This is a genomic window from Paenibacillus sp. MDV22-iso6 (genome assembly GCF_058408365.1).
In genome coordinates, this window is sequence record NZ_JBZVDZ010000013.1 from 66800 (window position 1) to 92972 (window position 26173).

At 45.4% G+C, this 26173-nt stretch carries 19 protein-coding genes; 6 read left to right on the forward strand and 13 right to left on the reverse strand.

Annotation, left to right across the window (positions count from 1 at the left end; translation table 11 throughout):
• Positions 1-123: 123 nt before the first annotated feature.
• Complete coding sequence (gene gnpA, locus AC4PM4_RS27750; RefSeq protein ID WP_090811804.1) at positions 124-2298, reverse strand: 1,3-beta-galactosyl-N-acetylhexosamine phosphorylase; 2175 nt, start codon at positions 2296-2298, stop codon at positions 124-126.
• Positions 2299-2311: 13 nt separating this feature from the next.
• On the reverse strand, positions 2312-3331 hold the full coding sequence (locus AC4PM4_RS27755) for a glycoside hydrolase family 88/105 protein (RefSeq protein WP_063567121.1): 1020 nt from the start codon (positions 3329-3331) through the stop codon (positions 2312-2314).
• A gap of 172 nt (positions 3332-3503) precedes the next feature.
• Between AC4PM4_RS27755 and AC4PM4_RS27760 the strand changes: the two genes are divergently transcribed.
• Positions 3504-4448: an AraC family transcriptional regulator gene (locus tag AC4PM4_RS27760; protein WP_090811802.1), complete on the forward strand. Its 945-nt coding sequence runs from the start codon at positions 3504-3506 to the stop codon at positions 4446-4448.
• 105 nt (positions 4449-4553) lie between these two features.
• On the opposite strand, the gene AC4PM4_RS27765 is transcribed toward AC4PM4_RS27760, so the two are convergent.
• The 4 genes from AC4PM4_RS27765 to lpdA form a co-directional block, all read right to left on the reverse strand.
• Positions 4554-5726: a DUF4317 domain-containing protein gene (locus AC4PM4_RS27765; protein WP_090811800.1), complete on the reverse strand. Its 1173-nt coding sequence runs from the start codon at positions 5724-5726 to the stop codon at positions 4554-4556.
• A gap of 170 nt (positions 5727-5896) precedes the next feature.
• Entirely contained in the window at positions 5897-7069 is a 1173-nt protein-coding gene (locus tag AC4PM4_RS27770) for an ABC transporter permease (protein ID WP_090811798.1), read from the reverse strand.
• Entirely contained in the window at positions 7053-7685 is a 633-nt protein-coding gene (locus AC4PM4_RS27775) for a biotin/lipoyl-containing protein (RefSeq protein ID WP_090811796.1), read from the reverse strand. The genes AC4PM4_RS27770 and AC4PM4_RS27775 overlap by 17 nt, the downstream gene beginning before the upstream one ends.
• Positions 7686-7908: 223 nt before the next feature.
• On the reverse strand, positions 7909-9312 hold the full coding sequence (gene lpdA / locus AC4PM4_RS27780) for a dihydrolipoyl dehydrogenase (RefSeq protein ID WP_090811794.1): 1404 nt from the start codon (positions 9310-9312) through the stop codon (positions 7909-7911).
• A gap of 201 nt (positions 9313-9513) precedes the next feature.
• Between lpdA and AC4PM4_RS27785 the strand changes: the two genes are divergently transcribed.
• Both AC4PM4_RS27785 and AC4PM4_RS27790 read left to right on the forward strand, forming a co-directional pair.
• Positions 9514-10083 (forward strand): TetR/AcrR family transcriptional regulator, encoded by a 570-nt coding sequence (locus tag AC4PM4_RS27785; protein ID WP_090811792.1) that lies wholly within the window; start codon positions 9514-9516, stop codon positions 10081-10083.
• A gap of 315 nt (positions 10084-10398) precedes the next feature.
• Complete coding sequence (locus AC4PM4_RS27790) at positions 10399-10479, forward strand: putative holin-like toxin (protein WP_370739116.1); 81 nt, start codon at positions 10399-10401, stop codon at positions 10477-10479.
• Between the two features lie 217 nt (positions 10480-10696).
• Here AC4PM4_RS27790 and AC4PM4_RS27795 read toward each other — a convergent pair whose 3' ends face one another.
• The 4 genes from AC4PM4_RS27795 to AC4PM4_RS27810 all read right to left on the reverse strand — a co-directional run bounded on the left by AC4PM4_RS27795 (position 10697) and on the right by AC4PM4_RS27810 (position 14810).
• Positions 10697-11404: a DNA alkylation repair protein gene (locus tag AC4PM4_RS27795; RefSeq protein WP_063568180.1), complete on the reverse strand. Its 708-nt coding sequence runs from the start codon at positions 11402-11404 to the stop codon at positions 10697-10699.
• Positions 11405-11835: 431 nt separating this feature from the next.
• Positions 11836-12996, reverse strand: coding sequence for a uroporphyrinogen decarboxylase/cobalamine-independent methonine synthase family protein (locus AC4PM4_RS27800; RefSeq protein ID WP_090811790.1), 1161 nt, complete (start codon positions 12994-12996; stop codon positions 11836-11838).
• Between the two features lie 242 nt (positions 12997-13238).
• Complete coding sequence (locus tag AC4PM4_RS27805; RefSeq protein ID WP_090811788.1) at positions 13239-13808, reverse strand: SF0329 family protein; 570 nt, start codon at positions 13806-13808, stop codon at positions 13239-13241.
• 15 nt (positions 13809-13823) lie between these two features.
• Positions 13824-14810 carry a tRNA dihydrouridine synthase gene (locus AC4PM4_RS27810; RefSeq protein WP_090811786.1) on the reverse strand — a complete coding sequence of 329 codons (987 nt, stop codon included), beginning with the start codon at positions 14808-14810 and terminating at the stop codon, positions 13824-13826.
• Positions 14811-15362: 552 nt separating this feature from the next.
• Here AC4PM4_RS27810 and AC4PM4_RS27815 point away from each other — a divergent pair.
• Positions 15363-15569: a DUF2536 family protein gene (locus AC4PM4_RS27815; RefSeq protein WP_090811784.1), complete on the forward strand. Its 207-nt coding sequence runs from the start codon at positions 15363-15365 to the stop codon at positions 15567-15569.
• A gap of 92 nt (positions 15570-15661) precedes the next feature.
• On the opposite strand, the gene AC4PM4_RS27820 is transcribed toward AC4PM4_RS27815, so the two are convergent.
• The gene (locus AC4PM4_RS27820; RefSeq protein WP_491615048.1) at positions 15662-20128 is read right to left on the reverse strand and encodes an endo-1,4-beta-xylanase; all 4467 of its coding nucleotides are present in this window, start codon (positions 20126-20128) and stop codon (positions 15662-15664) included.
• A gap of 422 nt (positions 20129-20550) precedes the next feature.
• On the opposite strand from AC4PM4_RS27820, the gene AC4PM4_RS27825 reads away from it, so the two are divergent.
• The gene (locus tag AC4PM4_RS27825; protein WP_090811782.1) at positions 20551-22416 is read left to right on the forward strand and encodes a leucine-rich repeat domain-containing protein; all 1866 of its coding nucleotides are present in this window, start codon (positions 20551-20553) and stop codon (positions 22414-22416) included.
• 133 nt (positions 22417-22549) lie between these two features.
• Here the strand turns inward: AC4PM4_RS27825 and AC4PM4_RS27830 are convergent, their stop codons facing one another.
• Positions 22550-23131, reverse strand: coding sequence for a TetR/AcrR family transcriptional regulator (locus AC4PM4_RS27830; RefSeq protein ID WP_491615049.1), 582 nt, complete (start codon positions 23129-23131; stop codon positions 22550-22552).
• Between the two features lie 148 nt (positions 23132-23279).
• Here AC4PM4_RS27830 and AC4PM4_RS27835 point away from each other — a divergent pair, with 148 nt between their 5' ends.
• On the forward strand, positions 23280-24218 hold the full coding sequence (locus AC4PM4_RS27835) for a ketopantoate reductase family protein (protein WP_491615050.1): 939 nt from the start codon (positions 23280-23282) through the stop codon (positions 24216-24218).
• A 192-nt stretch (positions 24219-24410) separates the two neighbouring features.
• On the opposite strand, the gene rlmD is transcribed toward AC4PM4_RS27835, so the two are convergent.
• A complete protein-coding gene (gene rlmD / locus AC4PM4_RS27840; RefSeq protein WP_491615051.1) occupies positions 24411-26138 on the reverse strand; it encodes a 23S rRNA (uracil(1939)-C(5))-methyltransferase RlmD in 1728 nt (575 codons plus the stop codon).
• Positions 26139-26173: the final 35 nt, after the last annotated feature.

Below are 26173 nucleotides of genomic sequence, written 5' to 3' on the forward strand. Positions count from 1 at the left end.
TTTTAGATTCTGATTACAACCATAGCCGGTCCATATTCAGGGGATCGGCTGTGTATTACACCATGCAAAATAAGACGCTTCAGGAATTAGTCCCGAACGTCTTATTGCTTGCTTTTTATGTTTCTATACTGATTTTATTAAGCCAATATGTGTGATCTTGGTGTCATAAGGATCTAATTCCACGGTTTGTTTTCCATACTCGGTATCGATCGTCGTCGTTTGAACCTGACCACTATTGTTAATGACGACCAACATTTTACTCTCCGGATAATAAGCACACTCTGTAAATAAGTTATCCGTAATGTACTTCGTTTCATGAGATTCACGGCCCGTAAAACGAATCAGATTCAGCAGCAACCTTGTGTTCTCCCAACTGAATTCGAATGAAGGCAGGTAGATTCCTTTCCCTTTACCAAAATCATGTGTAGACAATGTAATCATACCATCCGTTTCATCCACCACAGCAGCTGTTCCATCGGTAAGGTATATGTTATTCTTCGGCGCTATTTTTGCCCCTTCCGGCAACAAACCATGCTCATCGCGAGTCTCATATGTCCATTTTCCATGAACCACCCTGGCGCCAGTATCCTCATCCACCCCAAGAACATGTGCCATTCTGAAAAAGCTGTCGTACCCTTCTACCGCCGATGGCTGGTTGATGCCAATAAAAGTACCGCCCTCATACACCCATTGGGTCAGCAGGTCCACACATTGGTGGTCATTCCAATGTTCTCCGCCGCTCCAGGCTGAACCGGCAGAGCCGGCATTGATCACGACATCTATATGTTGCAGCACTCCCTGACGGATATCTTCAAAATCAATGAACTGCACTTCAACCGGTAAGCCTGACAAGGCTTCATTTACATGAATCAAGTCATGCATATACGTTTCATGGAAGTGGCCGGACAACGTCCACGATCTTAGTTTGCCCCAGCTATGCAGAACCGCTACCTTTGTCTTTATTTGATAGGGCTTCCCTTCATGATGCAGCTCTTTTATTTCCCTGAACTCGTCCGCAATCTTCTCGATATAATCGCAAAAGTCCGGGTAAGGCTCAACTAGATGCAGATATCCACCCAACCCAATCCGGTCAATCGGCTCTCTGAGCAAAGCTCGCCTGATATTGATCCAATACTTTTTGGCATCCAGCGTAGGGTCTCCACCCTCCTTAAAGGTCGGAAGCCCCCCTAATCCCACCGGAAACAAGTAGGGATGCAGACGAATCTCATGGGTATCCACGTTGACACCTGAACACATCCTCGCCTCATAACCGGAAAACACACATTTAATCATCCCATCGAATCCAAACTCCTGAAAGCGGTCATTATAAGGCTCCATGCCAACCCAGCTATCATCATAGAAGACATACGCCAGCTTGCCGTGGTTATGCACGATATCAATTAACTTCTTCCCAAATTCGATGACAAAATCATTGATAAACGCCATCCAGTCCAGCTTGCGCTGCTGCGCCGGAATATGACTCACGCGATATTTGCCGCCATTCACAAAATCCTCAGCCGAGAGTGAATACCCATATTTTTGAGCAAACAGATCCAACGCTCTCGAACTTACCGTGAAATCGTATGAACCCCAGTCCGAGAAGAGATAGCGATTACGCTCGTCGCTGCCCCAGATCCAGGCGAAATTATAAAACAATGAGGTGAAACGAACCACCGTTGTTTCCTGATGCTGCTGACACCAATCCTCCATCCATTCCAGCAGATATGTCTGCGTTTCCGAATAGATCGGATCAATTTGCATCAAGTGCTCCTTGTCCCAATGGTTTGTGGTGTGATTGTACATCGAGATCTCTTCCCAGATCCGATAGGCCATGAAGCTTACCGTGTATTTATGCCAAGGAACGATGCCGGTAATGACTACATGGCCGGATTCCCTCTCATAATTCCACTGTCCTCTTGGCACTTCCTCCCCGGTTGTCCGGTCAAAGACCTGCCAATACTTAAAGGCTTCTTTGGAATCATTCACCTTGAATTGTTCAGCAAAAAAATCCTCCATCAGATAGAACGATACATAATCTTGTACAGCTACCTTCGGATTCGTAATTAAAAAACATTGCTGGAGCTTATCTTGATTTTGGGATGCCCACTCGTTATGATCCCGGATGATGCAGATGGTCGAATAAATACCATACCCCGCGTTAATAATCTCATCGGATAATTGTGTGCCGTCACTGTCACGAATGACATCGGCCCCCCACCGTTCGGCAAGTTCCAAAGTCAGTGCCTCATAACCGGATTCGCCGGGTAGTGTAAAGGAGCCTTTGATTAGTTTGGACAACTTGGTTCCCTCCCTATTTCAACATGTCGGACAGGAAAGCGAGCGCCAGGCCCTGACCCCAGCCCTGAATCCAGTCTTTTGGAATATTCCGATATCCATCCCGATCCTTCATCACCGCCGTACCACCCGATACACCAAGCACACGTCCATCTTCACTAATGTTGTTCAGGATGCCTTCCAATGCCTTTTGAACGTATTTGGTATGGAGCGGATTACCATTATTGATCATGGCTGCTGCAATACCAGCGGAAGCCGACACCTCTTCATACGACTGCTCGTCATCCAGAACTGTCCGCCACAAGCCATTCTCCGTCTGCACGAGCTTCAGAGCTGCCAGTTGATCCCGCAGCGAACACTCCACGTCCATACACTGTGGATACAGATACCAGTCCTTCAACTGTGGTTTTACTTGCGACATGGTGTAAGCACCCCAAGCGTTTGCTCTTCCCCAATACAATCCAGACATATGGTCCTTGTTAACGTTATTGTAGCCGTGGTACCAGAAACCACTACTCGGATCTTGCAAGTATTTGATATGCCAGTAATATTGATTAAGGGCATCCTGGATCATATCCTGATCCTTTAATTTGCTTCCTACACGGAGCAGGAAAAATGCCGCCATAAACAAGGTATCCGCCCATGCCTGCTCGGGAAAATCATTGGAAATGGATACGGTATGCTGCAGCACGTTATCTCCGAATCTGAGCGCATGATTTTGTAGATAATCCACCTTGCTCATTACAATATCCCAATATTTTTGGTTCCCTGTTTCTTCATATAAAGTAATCAGCATATGGCCCATGGCACATGTATTTACGGTCCAGTCCGGCAAGCCCAGCTCGATGTATTCATCCGCCCATTGGACAAGCCTGTCCAAATACTCTTGATTCCCGGTCGTTTGGTAAGCTCTGGATACACCATAATATGCCACACCGCAAGGCCAATCCCACGTCAAATCCATCGCCAGTGTTTTTTTCGTAACGTTATCAATAACGTTTAAAATTTCTTCCCTGTCATATTTCACTTGAAGCATCGGTGATTCCCCTCTCGTAGCGCACATGCCCCCAAATGCGCTTGAGAGCTGTCCGTCCTTGGTTTGAAAACGCTTTACTTATTCCATTGTACGCAGTAAAATAGTGTCAATCTAAGCATATTCGCAACAAAACTGCGCAATTTCAATCATTTATGAATGGGAGTTATCGAATGTGCCCAGAAAAAAGCAGCCTATTATTGAATACCGCCACTATAGCTTGCCGATCCATTTTCCTATTCTGCTGTTAAGCGGTGAACGCTGGAAAATATCCGATATCAAAAGTGAACATCTTCATTTTCACAACCATCTGGAGATTGGTATTTGCCATTCAGATAGCGGCATTATGGAGATCAAAGGTGAATCTGTACCTTTTAAAGCCGGCGATGTAACCTTTATCCCCAGATATCTTCCTCATACAACGTATAGTTCACCCAATGAAGCCAGCTTATGGTCTTATCTCTTTTTCTCGCCCGAGGACCTCTTTCAACAATCGTTTAAAAAAAGTGCCTACAGTAACTTTGAGCCCAATTTGAGGGCAATTAAGGGATTGAACTGCATTTTAAATAGAGAGGAACATCCAAGGATCTATACCCTTGCGACATCTGTGGTAGAGGAATTAAAGCAGAAAAATCCTTTTTATCAGGAAAGTGCCTATGGCTTATTGTTATCCCTTTATATCGAACTCCTGCGAATCCATTCCCGGAATGAACCCTTGGCAGATCAAGAAACGCAGCATAATCTAAAAGGTGATCTTGTTATTTCTCCGGTTCTGGAGTATATCACCAAAAACTATATGTCGCCCATTACCATCGATTTTCTCGCTGATCTGTGCCACCTAAGCACCACCCATTTTCGCAGGAAATTTCATGACATTATGGGAACAGCACCTCTGGATTTCCTAAACAGCACACGGATTGAAGAAGCTTGCAAGCAATTAAAAAGCACGAACGCTTCCATTCTTTCAATCTCCGAACAAGTCGGTTTTCAGTCCATTTCCAGCTTCAACCGCTGCTTCTCCAGACTTATGGGGAAATCGCCGAAAGAATGGCGCAAAGACGCACAGTCCGAAGTGCAATCTGCGAAAGCCTCCATTTTGGAGTTTACGGGGTGGATGTAGGGAAGGGATATCTGCGATAGAGTTTATAGGCAAATAAAAGACGCTTCGGGAGCGAGTCTCGAGCGTCTTCTTTGAACTGAAATGTTTAGTTAATTACTATGCTAACTACAGTACCTCTGTCGTAAGCGTGAACCCTTCAATGACGACATCTTCGTCAACTTCAATCATGATACACCGTCTGCCTTGAAAATTCACTTGTTTCACATATCTCAAATCTTGTGGGCTAACCGAAATCGTAGCAACTTTGGTTTCAATCTTAATGGACTTGGACGTAAACTTCGGCATAACACTGGTCGCTTTCATTTCATAATTCTTGTTGTCGACGATGGTTTCAAATGCCCGTTCCACTTTCTCCGACGTCAGGTCCTCTATACCGCTTGCTGTCAGCACACGTTCCAGATCTTTATAATCGAGCTTCGGAGGTTCTTCTTCATGTGACTCTTCGTTAATTTCGATGACCCGGTTGATCTCCTCGTACACATGTGCAATTGTGGCTGAGTCGAGCTGTTCACCGGCCACTTCCTTCACGATATCTTCGAAGATCGCCCGTTCTTCCAGTGCTGTCACAGACCTTTCTCCATTCAATACATTTTCGACAAAATGCGGATCCGGGAAATTGGATTTACCTGTGCAATATAGAACACGATTTACATCGGAGTAGTTGTCCGTTACGCTCGGGTACAGGAAACCCTGCTCCGGTGTGCTTAATTTGACAACCGGATCTACAATGACATTGTATTTAAATTCTCTCTCCACGTAATCAAACAAGAGCGTTTTCCGCTGCTTCTCCGTGGAATTCACACTGCACAGAATGAATGGATGTGCGAACACTTCGTTTTTCTCGCTTTCTTCCGCTTCATCGTTCCGAGCCTTGGTTGGCAAGTAATACTGTCCACGAACAAACGTGATCACCATATCCCGTTCATACTTGGCATCCACCAACATTCTTTCCACCAATAGCAACATCAGGTCCTGCCATTCCTCCGGATCTCCTGTTACCAGTGCTTGGTGAAGCATCACCTGAGCCGGCTCCTCCGCTTGCTCCTGGAACTTCAGCTCAAACAATTTCTGATCCAGCTCACCCGTCAGCAATTTTTTGAAATTGCCCATGTACAGTTCCTGTTTCTCTCTATCCACCAGCTCAAACGGATGGCGTTCCCAATGATAGATCTCGTTCGTTTCTTTCGTAATATACACGTTGAGAATATCGTAAATATTCAGTAAATCATGATCCATCTTAAACTGTTTGCGTATATGCGCGACTTCTTTTTTATTCATGATTCGTTAGACAACTCCTCAAGTAAATTGGCCTTACAAGTATAAACGATATAAAAAACCTTCGCTAGAAGGACCTTTATCGTTATATGTCATCTACAAAATAAACAAGAAAGACGCATCAGGAATGATTCCCGTGCGTCTGTTTTTCGATTCACTGCTTATCTTTTCAATTAACTGCTGCTCGGCAACATATCTGCATTCAAAAGTGGTTCACGGCTGGGAGACACTTTGCTCCCTTCACGCAAAAACAGTAACCCCATGAACAAGGACACAACGCCAATAATAATTAGCAATGCCCCCAACTCCTGACTGTAGGCTGTAAGCGCTCCGTCCCGAAAAGCCATTCCACGAATCAGGCGGTTAAGCCAGTTCATTGGTAGTGCCCATGCGAAAATTTGAAACGGTTCTGGAAACGCCAGCGGCGTTAGTTGAATTCCCGTTGCCAGAAAGGAAGGATACAATACAAAGCTGGTTCGTAGGTTGACTTTGGATATGTCTTTGGCTGTGTATCCAATCAACATACCCAGAAGTGACAAGGCGAAGGCATAAATAACCAATGGGATGATAAAAAGATAAGGCTCCGCTTCAAAACGCATTCCCCCCACCTGCTTTAACAATCCATAGGATAGGAGCAGCGATAGGGAGCTCAACACAGCGTACGGCACACTCCTAACCCATAGCTGGAAAGGTGACCTTCCGTTTGTAAATAACTCCCCTTCCTGACGAAGCCGAGGTGCAATCGAGCCCGCTGCACTTGTTGTAATCATCAATACTACGATATTCACAAATCCTAGTACCATAAAACCGACATAACTGGAGGTTGGATTAAACAGCATCCTTTGCTGAAGCGAGATCGGCGACACGATTCCTTTAGCCGTTTCGGCATCCATCCCTTTCTGGATTAGACGTGTCATGGAAAGGGTCATATTTTCCGTCTGGATGATCTCCTGAATCGCGGTCCGGATTCCGGTTAGCCCCGAGGGCATTGTGTTATCCATCAAGATGCCGATATTCGTCGATTTCCCTTGTTGTTGACGTAATCCCAATTGATTGGGAAGCATAATGACCGCTACAGCCTGCTCATTGGCAAGCAATGTTTCCGGACTCATTCGGCTCGCATATACGCTTTTGACGCTCATATATTGCGAGGCATTTATTTTGGAGATCAACTGCCGTGAATATTCGCTATGATCCTCATCAATGACCACAACTGGCGATTTGCTAATTTGATTCTGCGAGAACATTAAACCAAAGAATAAGGCTGCAATAAGCGGGCCGATAAAAATCAATCGAACATACTTACTTCCCGATACGTACTTCCACTCGTCAATCAGTGATTTCATCAAGTTTCACCTCTGCTGTCATCCCGGGAAGCAAATCAGCATTCGAATCCATCGATATTCGGACCAGAAACATACTTAAATCGGCTTGCCCTTTTTCCCGTGACATGCGCAAGCTCGCAAATTGTGGGGCAGATGAGATGGAAGTAACAACTCCACTCACCTGTGTTGGCTGATCCAAATAGGGAAAATGAACATCAATGGCTTGATTCACTTCAAGCTTTTGAACTTCACTTTCCTGGATGTAGAGGTCCGTATAGTAATTTTTCTTTTGCAGAACCGCCAGCGGCACTCCTGCTTGTACTTGATCTCCCTGCTTTACAGCAACTCGGTCAACCAAACCATCATACGGTGCGAGTACATCCACATCTCTTTCCCCAGCTGACTTCACTTTGAATAGCACCTCTCCCTTCTTCACGGAGCCACCTGCAGACGCACCCGCCTCTACAATGGCCCCAGGACTATTCTGATAAAACAACGTCGTTTGCTCTGCCTCAAGCATGCCTTGTTTCCTGCTCTCGGCCTGACTTACAGCATCCTTCCCTTTAACAGCCAGAAGTGAACCTCCAACAATAAACACCATCGCAATTCCCATATACAGACCTGCTTTTATCTTCATTCTTTCATCTCTCCCATTCCCAATCCTCGTGTATATAAGTTGAACTAAAAATTATTTACACTGGAAACTCCGATGACAGAACAACCTTCCGATCGCTGTTATCCCCAGATTTTTTTGATTCCTTTTATAAATGGTAAATCCAGTGATAAAGGCGAACGCTCCGCTTCTTCAGGTTCTTTCTGTCCTCTCCGTTTCGTGTAAATGTTTAGTTCAATTTATATGGTTAAATTTGCTGCGTATTTTTAGTTCTCATTATCATTTTGGTGACCGCGTTCTCGGCAGCCTCCATAATCACTTCTCCCAACGTGGGATGAGGGTGAATCGTCATGGCCAGATCTTCTACGGTTGCACCCATCTCAATTGCAAGTGTGAGCTCCGATATCAGTGTGGATGCCTCCACGCCAACGATTTGCGCACCAATGACAATTCCCGAGGTTGGTTCAGCTACAATTTTTACAAATCCTTCGGTTTCCCTTAATGCCAATGCTCTTCCGTTGATCCCAAAAAAAGATTTTCCGATAACCACCGGAATGGCCTGTGCTTTGGCTTGCGTCTCACTTACTCCAACACTGGATAGCTCCGGATCAGAAAAGACGACAAGCGGGATCACCTTATAATCCACTTTGGAGGTAAGACCCGCAATGGCCTCTGCTGCTACTTTTGCTTCATAGGAGGCCTTGTGAGCGAGTGCCGGACCAGCCGTAATATCTCCAATGGCATAAATGTGCGGAATAACCGTCCTGCACTGTTCATCCGTCTCAATCAGTCCCTTGTTCGTTACGGACACACCTATGCGTTCCAGTCCTAACTGGCCGTCTGTATTGGGTTTCCTGCCGATTGTGACCAATACATATTCCGCCGTGACTTGGTGCTGCTCTTGATTTTTCGAATAATGCAGTGTAATGGAATCAGCCTTCTGCTCCACCTTTTCAGCAATCGCTCCGGTTACGATGTGGATGCCATCCGCCTTCAATTGTTTGACTACAGGTGCTGCAAGTTCCGCCTCGAATCCGGGCAATACTTGTGCTCCTCCCTCCAGAATCGTCACCTTTGTTCCGAATTTGGCATACATCTGTCCAAGCTCCACACCAATATACCCTCCGCCGATCACAACCAGACTACTCGGAACCTCCTGCAGAGACAGTGCTTCTGTGGAAGACAAGATACGACCTCCAACTGGAAATGCTGGCAGTTCAATTGGACGAGACCCCGTTGCCAGTATGAGGTTTTTAAAAGAAATGATTTGCTCCTGTCCAGCTTGCTGGATCATCGCTGTGTGCTCATCCATCAGACTGGCCTCGCCCTCAAGAATGGTCACATTCGCAGTCTTTAACAAATAGTGGACGCCACCTGCCTGTTTATTCACAACCCCCTGCTTGAAATGCTGAGCAATCTTAAATGTCGCTGCCGCGTCAGCTTGATTGAACTGTCTGAACAAATCATGGCGATGTGATTCCGCAATTAATGCCTTGGATGGTATGCAACCCACATGCGTGCAGACCCCGCCGAGCTGTTTACGTTCGACGATTGCCGTCTTCATCCCCAGTTGCGAAGAACGAAGCGCCGCCACATATCCTCCCGGACCTGATCCAATAACTAACGTATCTACTGATTCAAGTTTACTCATGTCCTGATACCTCCCGATTTGAAGCCGATTTAAAATATGATGATCGTAATATATTATAACCATCATATTTTAAGGCAGTCAACAACCGTATTTGGCCCTTTTGTAAATCAAAAGACATCCAGTCGACAAATTGACAGGCTTTATTATGATGACTATAATATTTTAAAAAAGCAGAATGATGAAACTATGGAGTGAATGATAATGCCCTATCCCAAAGGCCATAAAATAAAAGTACGAGGTAAAATTGTTGAGAGTGCGGCTCGGGCTTTTCGTACCAATGGTATTCAGGACGTCAGTGTACCGTTCATTATGAAGGGAGCCGGATTAACTCATGGAGGGTTTTATTCACACTTTGACAACAAGGAACAGTTGGTCGCCGAAGCCTGTGAATATGCCATTAGCGATACCATCGCACTTCTTCAGAAAGTCGCGGATCAGGAAGAGCAGAACCCAAAAATCAATACAGTCATCGATTATTATCTCAGTCCCTATCACCGCGACAAAACGGAAATGAGCTGCATTTTCCCTGCCCTTTCCGGCGAAATATCCCGCTCTTCCGAAGAGGTTAGGCAGGTATTCACTCATGAACTGGAGCGGATGGTCACTTTTATCTCCAATCTGGCAGATATGGATGTATCCAAAAGTCGTGCACTGTTTAGTACATTAGTCGGCTCGCTTGTTCTTGCACGCTCTGTTAATGATCCTGAACTAAGCGACAGCTTTCTCGCGGCGGGCAGGCAGCAAGCCAAAGAAATGGTTAGAAGTAATTAAAAAGTAAACGCTCCGGGCCCTTATAAAATGCGTAACTTTGATGCTGTTTAATTTTTGTTATTCAGCAGTAAACACAAAAAACACGCCTATAAATGGCGTGTTTTCTCTTATTTGTTTTCAACTAAATAATGCTTCATACTAGCCACCGTAATGCTCTTTTCGCATTCACTGTACTGGGGAATTATCATGCCAAGACTTTTATGAAAACGAATATTGTTCATCTATTAGCTCCAAGAAAAATATGGTATACTCACAGAGCAATGGAAAGGCTTATATGGGCGGTCGGCTAATCTCCCGGAAGGGAGGTGATGCCTTGTGACAGTATTTGAAGCAATTATGCTAATGCTTACCTTCGGTTTGCTGATTGTAGCGCTGCTGTCCAATAAAGACAAATAGACCGCCCTCTGGCTAAGGGATGCGGTCTATTTGGTCGTTACCCTGCTTGTTAAGCCCACCGCCCTTAAAAGCGGCTATTGCATCAGTGAGTCGTGTTAGCGCACGGCTCTCTTTGCATTATAAGCTGTTTCTGTCCTTATTATAACATGGTGATTGTGGATTTCAATTCACAGATTCGGACGTTCCCTATGCCAAAACTGACGATAAGGCGAAAGCGTCAGCACCTTACATATTTACGTTTGAACCCAGTTCGCCCTTTTTCCACTGCCTTTTGAATATTTTCGGAAGCTTGCAGGAACTTGCTCTTAGGTTTGTCCTTGTCGACTTCAACAGGTCCCACGGCCTTGGCTGTCTCCACGGCCTGGTCGTGCAGCGGTTGATAGGATGTCGCGACGGTGTAAAGGAAGTTGTTCATCGAATATTTCGTTCGTTCCGGAGATTCGTGAATCGTCTTTTTTACCTGTTCGAGCATCTCCATCATTTTATTTTCGGAGAATTCGCTATCCGGTCGGCTACCGAGTAACCAGCAATAACAGCTCCAGCCTGCAGACATTTTCAATTCATCCCCGCTCGCAATCCACTTGTCCGAAACCGCTTGGGCAATATCTGTCTCTGCCAGCGTGACGGATACGATGAAGTCAGAGATCATGTAAAAATAAGCAGCATCAATCCAACGGTCAAAATCAGCTTCCGTCATCGCTTGGGGATCGGCTATCACACCAGCAAAATACATGGCATCATAGTTTCCCGTAGCGTAAAGCAGCTCAGCCAAAGGCTGATCCTTTTTTATTTTCTTGGCGATTGGTTTCATCGCTCCAGTAGCTACTCCAAAAAGCGGTTCGTGTGCACCATTGGACATATATATTTTCTTTGTTCGTTCTTTCCCTAGCGCTTCTAGCTCATGCATAACCTCTTCCAAATTCATTTTGTAAAACTCTCCTTTTTCATAGGATATATACATTTCTAATTTGTCGTTTAGAGGGAATACAACTGCCAAGATGATCCGTACAACAATTTCATTTTCATTGTATCACAGCCTGTTGTCACGCTATACATCCAGATTCCACTAAATTCACTCCCATTCCAACCTCACCAATGATGCTAACAACTCCTTTCTCTCCTACAGTGTCTTAATCACCGATCTGAGAAAGAGCCACTTATCGCGCAATACAATGGCGGAACAGATACATCCTGTGAGGCTCACTTAGTTATGCTATTCGAGTATGGTCCTACAACCTTAAGCAAGAAACTACGTTATTTTGGGGAGAAAAGAGGTATAAAAAAAAGAGATGGCTCGCAGGTCCATTGCTGGTCCTACGAGTCATCTCTTATAGCTGAAAATGCTACTATTCGGAATTAGTTTTCCCAGTATTGCTTGGCAATCTTTTGACCTTGTACGATTTTGGCCCATTGCTCAGCTTCGCTTAGTTCGTTACCGCCATCGCAGGATGCAAAGCCGCATTGGTGCGAAAGCAACAGACGATCCTTATCAATAATTTTAGATGCTTCGTCAAGCAAACGGATTACGCGCTCTTCATCATCAAGTGTACTTGTCTTAGATGACAACAAACCTAATACGATTTCCGTTTCAGGTCTATCTTTGAAAACCTCCAAGGCTTCGATAGAACCCGCACGATCATCGTCCCACTCCAGGAAGAAACGGTCATATTTCAATTGCTTCAGGAACAGGTTAGCGATTTTCGCGTAAGATCCACCGCCCATGTTGCGAGAATCATAATTGCCGCGGCAATTATGTGTCCACATTTTCAAGCCCAGGCTATGACCGAAGTCAATCACTGTATTGTTAATATCAATAAATTCGGTAGCGAGACCCTGTACTTCCTCTTGATTAATGTGCTCCCCTGTAAACGGAGAGTTCGGGTTGTCGTCTGCAAACAGCTCCCACAAGCAGTCATCCATTTGCAGAATTTTACCGCCTACCGCAGCGAATTCTTCCACAAATTCCTTATATGCTTTCACAAGACCCGCTTTGAGCTCCTGAATATTCTGATAAACAGCATCCGTACCGCCGATATTATCGGACCAGGAGAGTTCACCAAAAATATGGGATGGGGACGGAACGCAAAGTTTCGTTTGCTGGTCACCCGCCGTGTCTTGCAGTTGTTTGAACAGTTGAATGAAATGATGATTTTTACCGCTCAATTCGCCCGTTATGCGCAGGCCAATATCTTTACGTGTTTCATATTTTGAAGATCCATCGACATCACGGAAAAAATAGCCATGGTCTGCAATATAACGCTCAACTCCACCAAAGCCCCACACAAAATCCAGATGCCACATCGATTTGGAGAACTCTCCATCTGTAATAATCGACAGCTCATGCTCGATTTCTTTTTTCACCACTTGTTTGATGGCCTCAGTCTCGCATTTTTCATAACCTTCAAAACTTTCATAGAATGGATATTTGATATCATCACGATGTTCAATTTGCGTTTTATATGTCAGCAGCTCTTCAGGACGCAACAAACTACCTACGATCTGGAACTTATCAGTCATGTCAAAAACCCCCTCGTTGTATACCATTATCATATCATGCAGAACGAGGTTGGCTGAGATACTTAAATGCCATAACTAGTTATAGTTAAAAGCTATAACAGAAAAGAAATTGAACAATAAAAAAGTAAACTTTTCAACATGCACAGGTTGAAGTCTACTTGATCATCTCTTCTCTTGTTAAGCTAATGTTCAGTAGGACCACCCTCGATAAAGGGTGCCCCGTCATTGATATTTATTAATTCTCACAACGTACTGCGCCTTAATTCATAAAAATACTGCACAGCTGGATGCTTTAACTTTATCTGCTCAGACATATTTAGAATTCGCTTTTTGCCAACTCGTCTGTCTATCAAAGCCAGAATATTCAATAAGATATCGTTGCTCTCCAGATTATCCTCTATCGAAGTAGATAAAAACGTAGTCGCTACAACAGTAAAATTGGATTTACTTAATGATGACTGTGCTGACAGGAGCTCCTTTGCAAGTCCTGAGCTTTTTCTGCTTCTTGCTATGACTTGAAGGCGATCCTCTGGAACGGTCCCTTTGGTTTCTTTTCTGACGGCTTCAATCTCTTCATGACTTACAGGAATCAGGACATCCGGTTCGTTCTTGATCTCCTGCTCCGTCTGATACCATCTGATCGAGCCAGTGATGTCACTCATATTGAGTACGTTCTTTTTGTCTACGGTAATGTAACAATTTCCTGATTTATCAGGTGAATAGCGGTAGCTGGTTGCCCGGTATTCGACCGTTCCAACTAACGTGGGACTAAGGAAACTCTCCAGTTGCTGCTTCAATTTACTCCAGGACATATGACCTCCTGTATTCTATTCATTTTCCTCTACCCCATCATGCTCCTTATTACCAAATTCATCGAGCAATTCGCGTACTCTAGTCGTTGTTTTGGCGTTCATCAAGCTATTTCTCAGCTCACTTGCCCCGCGGAATCCACGGACGTAGATTTTAAAAAAGCGGGCCAGTGGGCTGAACGAACGCGGTTCAAGATCTGAATACTGATCATGCAGATCTAGGTGCAGTCGCAGAAGATGAAGGTACTCCTCCGTGGTATGCTCCCTTGGGTCCATTTCAAAAGCAAACGGATTCTGGAAAATGCCGCGTCCAATCATAATGCCATCCACACCGTACTGCTCGGCGAGTTTGAGTCCGGTCGCACGGTCAGGAATATCTCCATTAATGGTTAGCAGCGTATTCGGTGCAATCTCGTCCCGAAGTTTCTTGATCTCCGGGATCAGCTCCCAGTGCGCATCGACTTTGCTCATCTCTTCTCTTGTCCGCAGGTGAATGGATAAATTTACAATGTCCTGCTGCAAAATATGAGTTAACCAGTCGCGCCATTCGTCCACCTCGGTGAACCCAAGCCTTGTTTTTACACTTACGGGCAGTCCTCCGGCTTTAGCCGCCTGAATGATTTCCGCTGCAAGGGCAGGACGGCAGATCAGACCGCTCCCCTTCCCATTCTCTGCCACATTGGCTACAGGACAACCCATATTAATGTCGATGCCTTTGAAACCTTCCTTGGCCATGCCGATGCTCATCTCGCGGAAGAACTCCGGCTTGTCTCCCCAAATATGTGCCACAATCGGCTGTTCATCTTCTGTAAACGTCAAACGCCCGCGGACACTTTTGTTCCCCTCCGGGTGACAATAACTCTCTGTATTCGCAAACTCCGTAAAAAACACATCCGGTCTTCCCGCCTCACTAACGACATGCCGAAACACTACGTCCGTCACATCTTCCATGGGTGCCAGTATAAAAAACGGTCGTGGCAAATCACGCCAAAAATTTTCTTTCATATTAGAACTCCTCTATATATACCAGGACAATCTTTGTCCTCATTAATAGTAAAAAATCGTTAGCCATACATTTGCAATCGTATCAATTACATTAGCAGATTCGTTGCAATTTACATTTTAATGTCCTTGCTTCTTCTTCACTTATACCATGCAAGTGTAACTTCGTTCAAACATCAGTATCTGTTAATGACATCAAGATGAATATATCCTACCCCGAAGAGAAGCGTACTCTTCAATAGACTCGCATAAAAAAGAGGGGCGATGCCCCCTTTGCTAATGGCCGTATGGGTCCGTGTTTTCCTTTTCTCCATTTATCACTCCACCAATTTTACCACGTCTTTAGTTGATTTTCAGCACGGGTTTATTAGTGATTATTTGAAGCATAACTTTACCTTCTCGTTTTGGCCCCCCCAGTATAGAAATCAGACAGCCTCCATCGTTCTAATGATTCGCTTTGTTCGCTCTTGCCGAACCAGACAAGCTCCTCTACAATAAAAGTTCGGCAGGCTTTTGTACCTGCAAATCGTGACATGGAGGAGGCCTGAAACAAACATGGAAATTTCACTCGATATTATCAAAGACAAAGTCGAATGCTTGCAGGCTTATGACTTCAATGAACTGGAACGGGCGATCGAGGACCGAATCGGAATGAACAAGGCATTGCTGCTTCGAGTGAAGCAGGTTCAGCATCAAGTGACGTTCGACCCGTTTCGCAACAAGATGTTATATAGTGCAGTTGTTCATTTTTCTGCAGAGTGATAGACGAGTTCTTTTACTTCGATATGAAATAGTAGAACTCCCCCCGTCTGGATTAACGGGGGGAGTCTTTTTTTAGCTGGTTTAATTAAACTTCACATTTCCCAGATCCGGTAGAGAACCATCGCTGCTTCAGCACGGGTCAATGGTTCGGCTGGTGCGATTTTGCCATCTTTGCCGTTGACAATTCCGCTTCCTACGAGGGAAGCTACACTATCCATCGCATAAGTGGAAATGCTTGCAGCATCGGAATATGAAGCTAGATTTCCGTTGCCGGCAGATTGCTTACCCGCTGCTTTCAGGGCTTTCGCCGTAAGAACCATCATGTCTTGACGGGAAATGCTGTTGCCTGGCTTGAATGTGTTGTCTTCGAATCCAGAGGCAATTCCAAGTTCCTTGGCAATGGCCACGGCCTGTGCATAGTGAGCAGTTGGCTTTACATCGCTGAAGGCTACCGTGTTCGTTCCCGTACCCTTCAATTCAAGTGCTCTTACAAGCAAGGTGATAAAGTCGGCTCTCGTGATAGAAGCTGCAGGAGCGAAGCTGTCATCAGAGATTCCTTTAATAATATCGCGTGCAGCCAGCGCTTCGACTGCTTGTTTTGCCCACAGGACATTTTGCACATCGGCAAAAGTCTTGGTTACGTAGGCTACAGCATACGTGCTGAAATGAGTTGTTTTGAACACCATTGAACCGGATTTAGCATCATAGCGTCCGCTTGGCACGGCTGTTGCATGCCCTTGATTGTCAATGTAAATAATCACGATCTGATGTGCATTGAAAAGCTCCTGTGCAGCAGGATTGTACGGAACAGATACCGTTACAGGTGCCGCTGGATTGTTCCAGGCAAGGTGACGGTCACCAGCTTTTACACTTAGATCGATCACCGGACGGCTGCCCACAATAGCGCGAACATCTGCGCTCAGACGATCTGCCGAGACTTTGTTAATCTGAATAGAGACTTGATCTGCTTGCTCCGTAATATTAGAAAGCATATTGGACGGAATTTGAATTGTTGCATTCTCCGTCTTAAGCACAAACTCAACATTATTGTTGCTTTGCAGGATTGAAGTCGGCAATTGCACAACATAGGATTGTACATTTGCTTGCTTCGGCACTTCGATGGTAACCTGCTTCTTGCCATTTGCACCTGGAGAAGCTTTTTCAATCGCTTTATTCAGGCTGTCGCTTGAAATGGTTGCTGTGGCTGTTCCATTTTCGACTTTAATTACCGGCACAATCGCCGAATCGCTGCCTGGAAGCTGTGGTTGAGGTTGTGGCTGCGGAGTAGTCCCGGAATTTGATCCGCCACTGCTACCACCATTGTTCCCCCCGCTGTTGTTGCCTCCACCGTCGTTTCCTCCGCCATTGTTTCCGCCAGAAGAGGGTTTGCCAGTGAGCGTCAATTCACCGAATACGGAAGTATCCTGGTAACCTTGACCGGATGGATCGTTCCATGCATTCACGCTGATTCTGTTGCCGTCTTTGGCATCATTGATCTGCGCATCAAAGCCAATTTTGGCATTGTTCGCAGGCTTAACCTTTTTGAACGGAATCTTCATTTCAACCGTGTAGTTGGTACCGGAAACAGAGACTTTGGATTCGAAACCTGCAGCGATTTCCGCAGGATTAAAGGAAGCTAGATTCTCAAAGTTCACTCTGTATTGTCCATCATCATCCTGGAAGCTGGACGTTTTGCCGTTATTTTCATCGACGAATACCTCGACGGAATCCTGTTCCCATACATTTGGATTGGTCTTGTTCAGTTGATCGTCTCTGACTTGAACGAGCACATAGAGATTGTCGTCATCCCACAGTACTTTTGCCGTTCCTGTCGCACCGGACCACGCCATTTGCTTCGTATCCAGTTTCAATTCTGGAGCTTTGCTCCATATGCTGTCTACAGATCCATCCATCGACGGTGTCCCATAGTGCGCGCTTGATTTCTTGTAATCAAGCTCTTCAGGCGGGTTTTCCGCCAGGTACTTCTCCGGATCAGCGACCGCGTAGAACGACTCTTTTGCTTGAAAATTCTTATCGAACAAGGTTGGATTCTGCTCGGCTCTCCAGCTGGTGCTGTCATTTAATCCCCAGAAGGTGACACGCGGAATATGCTCGCTGTTCTTCTTATACAGATCCATCAATTGGGCATACAGATAGGCCTGCTGCTTTGCTTCTTTTTCAGTAATTGTAGAATTGGTACCTGCCATAATGTCCAACTCGGTGACACTGACTTCTACTCCCAAAGAAATGAAACGCTCGAGCGACATCTTAACATTGTCCAGTCTCGTACCCAAATTGTAGTGGGCTTGCATGCCGATGCCGTCAATCAGTTTCTCGCCAGGGTGATTTGCGGCGTACTTCTCATTGAGCTCTTTCACCATGCTGTAGATGGCTGTAGCTTTATTTTGGTTGTCATCGTTGTAATCATTGTAGTAAAGCTTGATATCCCAGCCGTTTTCATCAATGACTTCTTTGGCTGCAAGGAATGCCTCCTCAAGAAAGTCAGGGCCGATGGCTTGTAACCAGCCAGAATTACGCAATGCATTTTTCCAGTCTTCCGGATTAGCCGGGTTATCGTTCATCGCTTCATTGACAACATCCCAGGAAATAACTTGGTCACCAAAGTGCTTAACGACCGTTTTAACATGTGTTTTTAGATTCGTCAGAGCTTCTTCACGGCTCAATGGTTTACCACTCTCCGCCGTATGAAGCCATGTTGGAGACTGCGCATGCCATACGAGCACGTGACCGTGCAAATCAAGGCCTGCATCCTTTACTTTTTGAACAAGAGCATCTTCTGCAGTGAAATCAAATTGTCTGTTCGCGTCATATGCATAGTCCGGCTTCATGTCATTCTCAAACGTAACGACATTGTGATGTTTCGTCAGAAGCTTGAGTCGAGTCTCGTCAAAGGTAGCCGGATTAACAATGTTCCCGATCAGAAAATCATTCTTGTAAATATCCTTGAGGTTAGGAAGGTTTTCTTGAATCGGAGGTGCGGCAGTTACAGGTCCCAGATATTTTAGAGCAAAGTCATCCAAGTAGAAGGTACGGTTGCCGCCGTCATTGTTTGCTGTTTCAATATAAGCATTAAGTACGCTTGGAGTAGTGGTGAGCGTATACTTACCCGTTAAGTGTACCCATTCTTGATCTGTAACGGTTGCATTTGGAGACACGTTCGCAAAGCCGCTGTCCGCATATTGAACACTTATACGAAGTGTTGTGGGTTCTTGTCCAGGTGCCATTTTCACCCAAGCAGACAGCTCATATTCGTGATTCTTTGCCATTTTGCCATCAGCGTTAACCAAGGCTGCATCATATTGTGTCGTAGTTGTCACAAGCAAGCTTTGTTTGCCGCCAGATGTATGATTATCGTTTTGGGAAAGAGCTACCGTTTCACGGCCGTTCCGTGCTTTGAATCCATTCAGGCCATTCTCAAAATCGGCAGAGATGCCCGTTTTATCTACAATTTCCGGTGCAGTTTGATCAGGAGTTACATCGGTGATAATGACTTCATCAATGTAAATATCCGAGGTTAACGTATTGTCTGATGGTTCAACATAGATGATGACCTCATTCGTTTTGGAAGGTACTTCATAGCCTTTGGTTTCAAATAGCGTCCATTCGGAAGCGGTTACAACATTATTGCCTATAAGCCAAGGATACTTCTGGTCTTCGGCTAATATTTCAGAATCTATCTTGGAAGCCAGATGGAACTGGCCTTCACCTGAACTGAGTTTAACCTTGAGGGAAATATCATACTTATGGTCGGATTTCATCTTGCCTGTAAGTACGAGAGCAGGGACGGCTTTCTCATCGGCCCGGTTGAAGAATTTCAGAGATTTCGTGCCTTCGGAGGCTACGTCGTTAACGACCGTAGTGTCCCCATTCGATCCCCAACCCAGTTTGCCCCATCCACCGGTATTCCCGTCTTCAAAGCTTTGGTTAAGGACTACCGTGGGTTCGACGGGTGTTACTGTCTGGGTGATCGTGATATTCCCGATATAGAAAGAGACACCCTTACCTGCTTCATCAGACTTGATTCGCAGAGCTGTATTCTCCACACTGTTAACGGAGAGATCGGCGGATAGTGTAATGCCTTGTCCTGCTTTAAAGTCAGCAGCGCTAATTCCAGTGTATGCCTCAGATCCAGCAACACCCTTATTGCTTGCAATTTCCAGAACGGCTTTCCCATCTGTAGGAGGGTTAGCATCAGATTCTACATATACGGAAGCGGTTACAGAATACTCTTTGCCAACTGACAAACCAAGGTCATCAAAAGCAAGGTCCACGCCATCCCAGTTATTAGATCGGTTACTAACATGTAGAGCCGCTCCATCATCATTGCCTTCAAACGGCTTGCCTGTTACTGCGTCCAGCTGGGCACCGCCTGATTGAGTTGCCTTGCCTTGACCATTCTGGAATGTTTCCTGATACACAATTTGTGAATTAGTTGCCACTAGATCCGCTGCGTTAACTGCCGGAGCTATCAAGCCGCCCGGAAGAAGCAGAGCCGCTGCGAGTAACCCGGAAACGACCTGCTTAAATGATTTCCTCATTCGAAGCATTCCCCCCACACCAAATTTTTCATCAAACATATAAAGCGCTTACATAATTTGTTGTGACCAGCCTCCTTTCACCCCAGATAATACCACTTCATGAAAGAGAATTCTTACTCCAAATTAAAGGGGAATCTTAGTTTTTTACAGAACTCTACCAAGTCTGATACGGGTATGGTCATGCTCTTCGTTCCGATGATCAGGCCGCGGCAGATAAATTCGTCGCAGCACCACAACAGATCCCCTCTTAATAATGCTTACCACCAGCCATACTTAAAAAGATCAAAAAGGAGCAGGATTTCCCTGCTCCTTCGCTATGTGAAACTTCTTTCTCTCATCAAACGTAAATTCACAAGGTATAATGAAGTCAGATGACCGTTCAGCATGATCTTATGACCATCATAATGAAGGAGGGGACATTCGTGGCGTTTATCCCGTTAAACTGTCCCAATTGCAACGGAAGAATTGAATACAAAGAAGGTGAGATTTTAAAGTGTCCCTATTGCGAAACAGAGCTTTTATTGAAGCAAAATCATGTCCATTACGTAGACCAGACCATTAATCATTACCACGGAACGCCCCCTAAAGCACCGCTGAAGCAGGCTGCCTCCGTAAAGCTACTGCTGATGCTGATGTTAGTCCTAACTGGCGCCATCGGTACTTATTTTTATTATAGCAACAGCTCCACCTATCCAAAAACAGAAGCCAATCTGCCTGTGCGAAAGATGCCCGAAAGCGAGGTTCTGCTCTCATTTTTGCGAGATATCTTCGATAAGGGGTCTGCCTTGCCGACAGAGGAGGAACTGGCTCGTCTTCGCTATTTAACCGTAGAGCATTCGGAGAATGATCAGTGGACGTTTACATATAGCCTCTCCGATCCCTTCAGCGATGAACAGGCCGAGAAGATCACTTATATTACTCAGGACAAGAAACTGAATAGCCAGCGGATTGATCAGCGAGATTTTGAAGCTTTTAAGGGACTGACGGCATTGGACCTGACAAATACCTATGAAATCTCCCAGACGGACCAAACCACTTTGGCCCATATGCCCGGATTAAAAAGTTATGGAGGCGCTTTTAACGAATCCTTCAGCAAATTTTCGGGCTACTTTGGTGACAAGTCTAAAATTACGGAGCTCTCCACTCAGCTTCGCAGCAATCAGGAATTGGCCCTACTGCTGGAATTTCCTAATCTGAGCTCTTTATCCATTACCTATGTGGATGAGTCTGTAACGGATTTCTTTCTGTTGAATAAACTGCCGCTCAAGTCCCTGTCGCTCACCTTTGTCGATGAACTGGGATGGTTGTCCTCCATGACCGGGCTGTCATCCTTATCCATACAGTACAGTGAAACCACAGACCTGCAGCCGCTGTACGCCTTGACTCAGCTTCAGGAGCTTCATTTGTCCTTTTTAACGAATGTGAAATCCATCGACTTTGTGCAAAACATGCCTGCTCTACAAACGCTAGATATTGAAAATGTAAACTTTTCCAGCCTAGAGCGCTTGGCCGATAAGGCCTCCATTACTAAACTACGCCTGGCTTCTCTAAGTCAGCTTGGCTCGGTAAAGACCATAAACAGTCTGTCTTCACTACGGGAATTAACGTTGTCCGGTTACTACGAGAAAACAGAAGCGCTGACATTGCCAAATGTAGTGCGGGTGGAAGTCCCAGGCTCCTTTCTCCCGGGGCTAAAGGCGCCCGCCGCAACCAGCCTGACGCTCCGTGGCGGAAGCGGGGATTTAAACTTGGCTACGCTGGGGAAATTCCCGAAACTGGAGCAACTCTCCCTCTGGGAGATCAGTGAAATCACACGTCTAGGCGCCATGGACGGCTTGTCCCGCCTAGAGACCCTAAGCATTTACGACTCGTCACTGTTCAAGGAAAGCGATGCCTTATTTCGTTTGAAGCAGGTGAAGTCTCTGATGTGCTCCGAGTGCAGGCTGAACTTTGAACAAAAAGCGGCCGCGGAGAACAGCGTGCTTGAACAGTTGACCTTAGAGCAGCCATACTTCAGCATAAACAACACCTCTGTTAATGACATTGACCAAATGATGCCTTACTTTGCCAAAATGTCCGCTCTGCGTTCCTTCACTCTGCAAGACAGCAATTTGGCTTCTCTCGAATTTATGAGTAATTGGCAGGCCATAGAAGAGCTTCATCTCGAGAACAATGCCATTTCCAATATAGAGACCCTAAGCCAGCTGCCTAATCTGCAAAAGGTATATCTATCCGGTAATACCGTACAAAACAAATCCGTGCTTGGTACGGGTGTGCATGTATATTAATAACCGCCTGGGATGTTAGGGAGTTTTAGACTAGTTAATGGATGGTATTGGAACAAAGACAAGAAGGGGTTCGAGAATTAATGTATACATTCTCGAACCCCTTCTGTTTATGTTTAGTTTCTAACCATCATCGCTACACTCCAGAGCGTTGCGGATTGACCGTGCCAAAGATATGATACGGTGTTATCCCCTTTGAAAATAGACTATCGATCAGCTTGATCAATTCCTCCGACGATAGATCTTTGTCTCTGTGTATCCAAAGACGAAACATAGATATTAATGTTGATATGTAAAACTCAATGATGTATGGTGCCAAGACATCATCTGTTGAAAAATCCATAATCAATCGCTCAAAGGGAATTTCTCTTTTCAAGCGTTCCACAAAATGAACAGAACCATAGTCGCCCAATATAGCTTTAAGAACTGAAATTTCCTCTGCATTTTCCAAGCATTGAAGTGCATCTTGGATAGTATGTGTAGAAAACTCTCTGCCTGCCATTTCCTCCTTAATGGATTTCAAAACACGCTCTTCAACGCAGTCCAACAACTCATAGATATCTGTAAAGTATTGATAAAATGTACTCCGATTATATCCTGATTGTTTAGCAATCTCTTGAATGGATATCTTTTCGATTGGTTTTCGGCAATATAAATCACAGAATACATTTATGAATGTCTGCCTTGTTTTGTCCGTAATTTCAGGTTGCTTATTCATGATTGACCTCCATTTTCTGTTCAATTGATTATACGACAGATATTAAAAATCTGATGGTTGATGACCGTATAGTGAATCTATACAATAACATTATACAACACGTTGTTGGATCATTAACAAGGATGAATATGGATATTAGGAGGCTAAGATGAGAATTTTATTTTTCGGTAGAGGTGTAATATCGACCCAATACGCTTGGGCTTTAGAGAAGGCAGGGCATACCGTTGAGTTTTACGTTAGAAAAGGGAGAAAAGAAAAGTTCGGAAGTCATATAGCGCTTGAAATGTGGGACGCACGAAAAGGGAAACAATTCATCCAAGAAAGCTGGAAAATCAAGCTGCATGAGGAGATAAGCCCAAATTACGATCTCATTATTGCGAGTGTCAACACAGAGCAACTTCCCGAAGCAGCAAAATTACTTTCGACTACTGCGGGTAACACCCCTATCCTAATATTCAATAATATTTGGAAGGATTTAAAATCATCAATCTTGCCCCTGTCTATGAACAATGTTGTCTTTGGGTTCCCAGGAGCAGGAGGCGGCATTGAGGACAATAAGCTTAGGGGCGGCTTTTTAAAAATGATATTTCTGGAAAAACCACGGGTAGGCACGGAACAGATAAACAACAAGGTCAGAGAACTATTTGAAGGCGCCCATTTTAAAATCAATTGGATCAAGGATATGCAAAGCTGGTTATGGAATCACTATGCCATGAATGCGGCGATGGAGACCGAGGTGTTAAAACGGGGAAGTTTCCCAGCAATCTTGAATCATAGTGACTCATTCACAAATGTCGGCAAGAGTATGCGGGAAATGAAGCCTGTTCTTAAAGCAAGAGGCGCAAAGATGGACGCGATTACTCTACTGTTGACCAAGATCCCACCGGCACTTATCGGCACGCTGTTTAACAAGGTCATTTTTGCAAAGGGCAGCTTACCACGACTTTTCATTGAATACAATAATAGTACATCCAATTTTGCAGTACTTGAAGTTGTGAGAGAAGCCAAAAAGTTAGGTATACCTTTGCCACGTCTTAACTCGGCATTAGAAAACACTGAACAACACACAAGTATCGAAAACGGATAAACTGGAAAACTTGATATTGTTCAGACCAACATCAACTCAACTAAGATAATATAAAACTATCATCCGACGAATGGGAGCCTCATCATATGCCCTTCGCTGAATGAATAACTGCAATAAAACAATTATAGCCCGAGCTTTAGAAGCCTCGGGCAAATTAGCTATATTAAAACAGTTAAATGTAGCTTCAAAACACTACACCCTAACCAACATCGTCACCGACTCCACATGCACCGTGTGCGGGAACATATCCACCGGCGTTACCTCAACCGTGCGATACCCGCCATCTTCCAGCACACGCAAATCACGCGCCAGAGTGCTCGGATTACAGCTCACGTACACCACGCGCTCCGGCTTCATCTCCAGAATCGTATCCAGCAAACGTGGATCGCAACCCTTACGCGGCGGATCGACAACGATGACGTCTGCTTCAATGCCTTGTTCTTTCCAGCGTGGAATGACATCTTCGGAAGCACCCACTTCGAACTTCACGTTCTTCATCTCGTTCAGCATCGCATTGCTTCGTGCGTCTTCGATCGCTTCAGGCACAATCTCTACCCCGTACACCTGATCCGCATGTTGTGCGAGGAAAAGAGAAATCGTCCCGATGCCGCAATAGGCATCAATGACAGTCTCTTTACCACTCAGTCCTGCGTACTCTACCGTCTTCCCGTACAGCACTTCTGTCTGCACCGGATTCACCTGATAGAACGAACGCGCCGAGATGGCAAACTGCACATCACCGATATAATCATAGATCACATCACGGCCCCACAGAACGCGGGTCTCATCGCCGAAGATAACGTTGGTCTGTTTCTTGTTTACGTTCTGGCAGATGCTCGCCACATGCGGAATTGCTTCACGGATACTACCGATCCATGCATCCTTGTGTGGGATGTCGCGGCCATTGGTGACCAGAACAAGCATCATCTCGCCTGTACGAAACGCCTTCTTCACAACCACATGACGAAGCAGACCACGGCCTGTCTCTTCGTTATACGCACTGATACCGAGATGGCTGCCTAGCTCCTTGACCTTGGCGACCACTTCATCGTTATGCTCATGCTGAATGAGGCAGGTGTCCATGTCGATGATCCGATGACTTCCTTTGGCGTAAAAACCACCCACCAAGCCGCCCTCGGCTGCTCCAATCGGCACCTGTGCCTTATTGCGATAGCGCCATGGTTCATCCATACCCATCGTTGGCAGCACACGGATACCTTGCGTTGTGTCATCTTCGATCATGACACCTTCCATGCGAAGGCGAATACGATTGCTGCCGTTCATTTGTTCTTCAGTAGAAGTTTGTTCAGTTTGGATTGCCTGTTCATCATCCTCCACCAACACATTCAGCTTGCCGATCCGCTGCAAATTATCCACCACCAGCTGGCGTTTCCACGCAAGCTGTCCGGCATAGCTCATATGCTGGATCTGGCATCCGCCGCATTGATCGTAGATCGGGCAAGGCGCGGATACACGATCCGGGCTTGCCTTCACAATCTCCAGCAGTTTGGCGTAGCCGTACTGCTTCTTGGTTTTCATCACTTTCACGCGTACGGTTTCGCCCGGAAGCGCACCTTGCACGAACAGCGTGTATCCATTGGCACGGCCGACACCTTCACCGTCATGGTTCATACCGATGATGTTGATGACGGTCTCTTCATTTTTGCTAACAGGAAGTCCTTCAATTGGTGCAGATTCACGTTCCCGTCCCTTCGGACGAACGGCAGAAAGAGATGCGCCTTGTGGCCGCACCTCTTTCCCTTGCTGACGTGTAGATGGACGAGATGATTTGCTCGGCTGGCGGGATGCTGAAGCATTCCCTTGCCCCTGTGAGGCAGCCGAATTCCGGCGGTTTTTTCCACGACCGCTGCGGTTCGTATTAGACAACGTACATTCACTTCTTTCTTCATATATGTTCATCCCTTGTGCAAGGGAGATTCCATTCATTTTCAGGC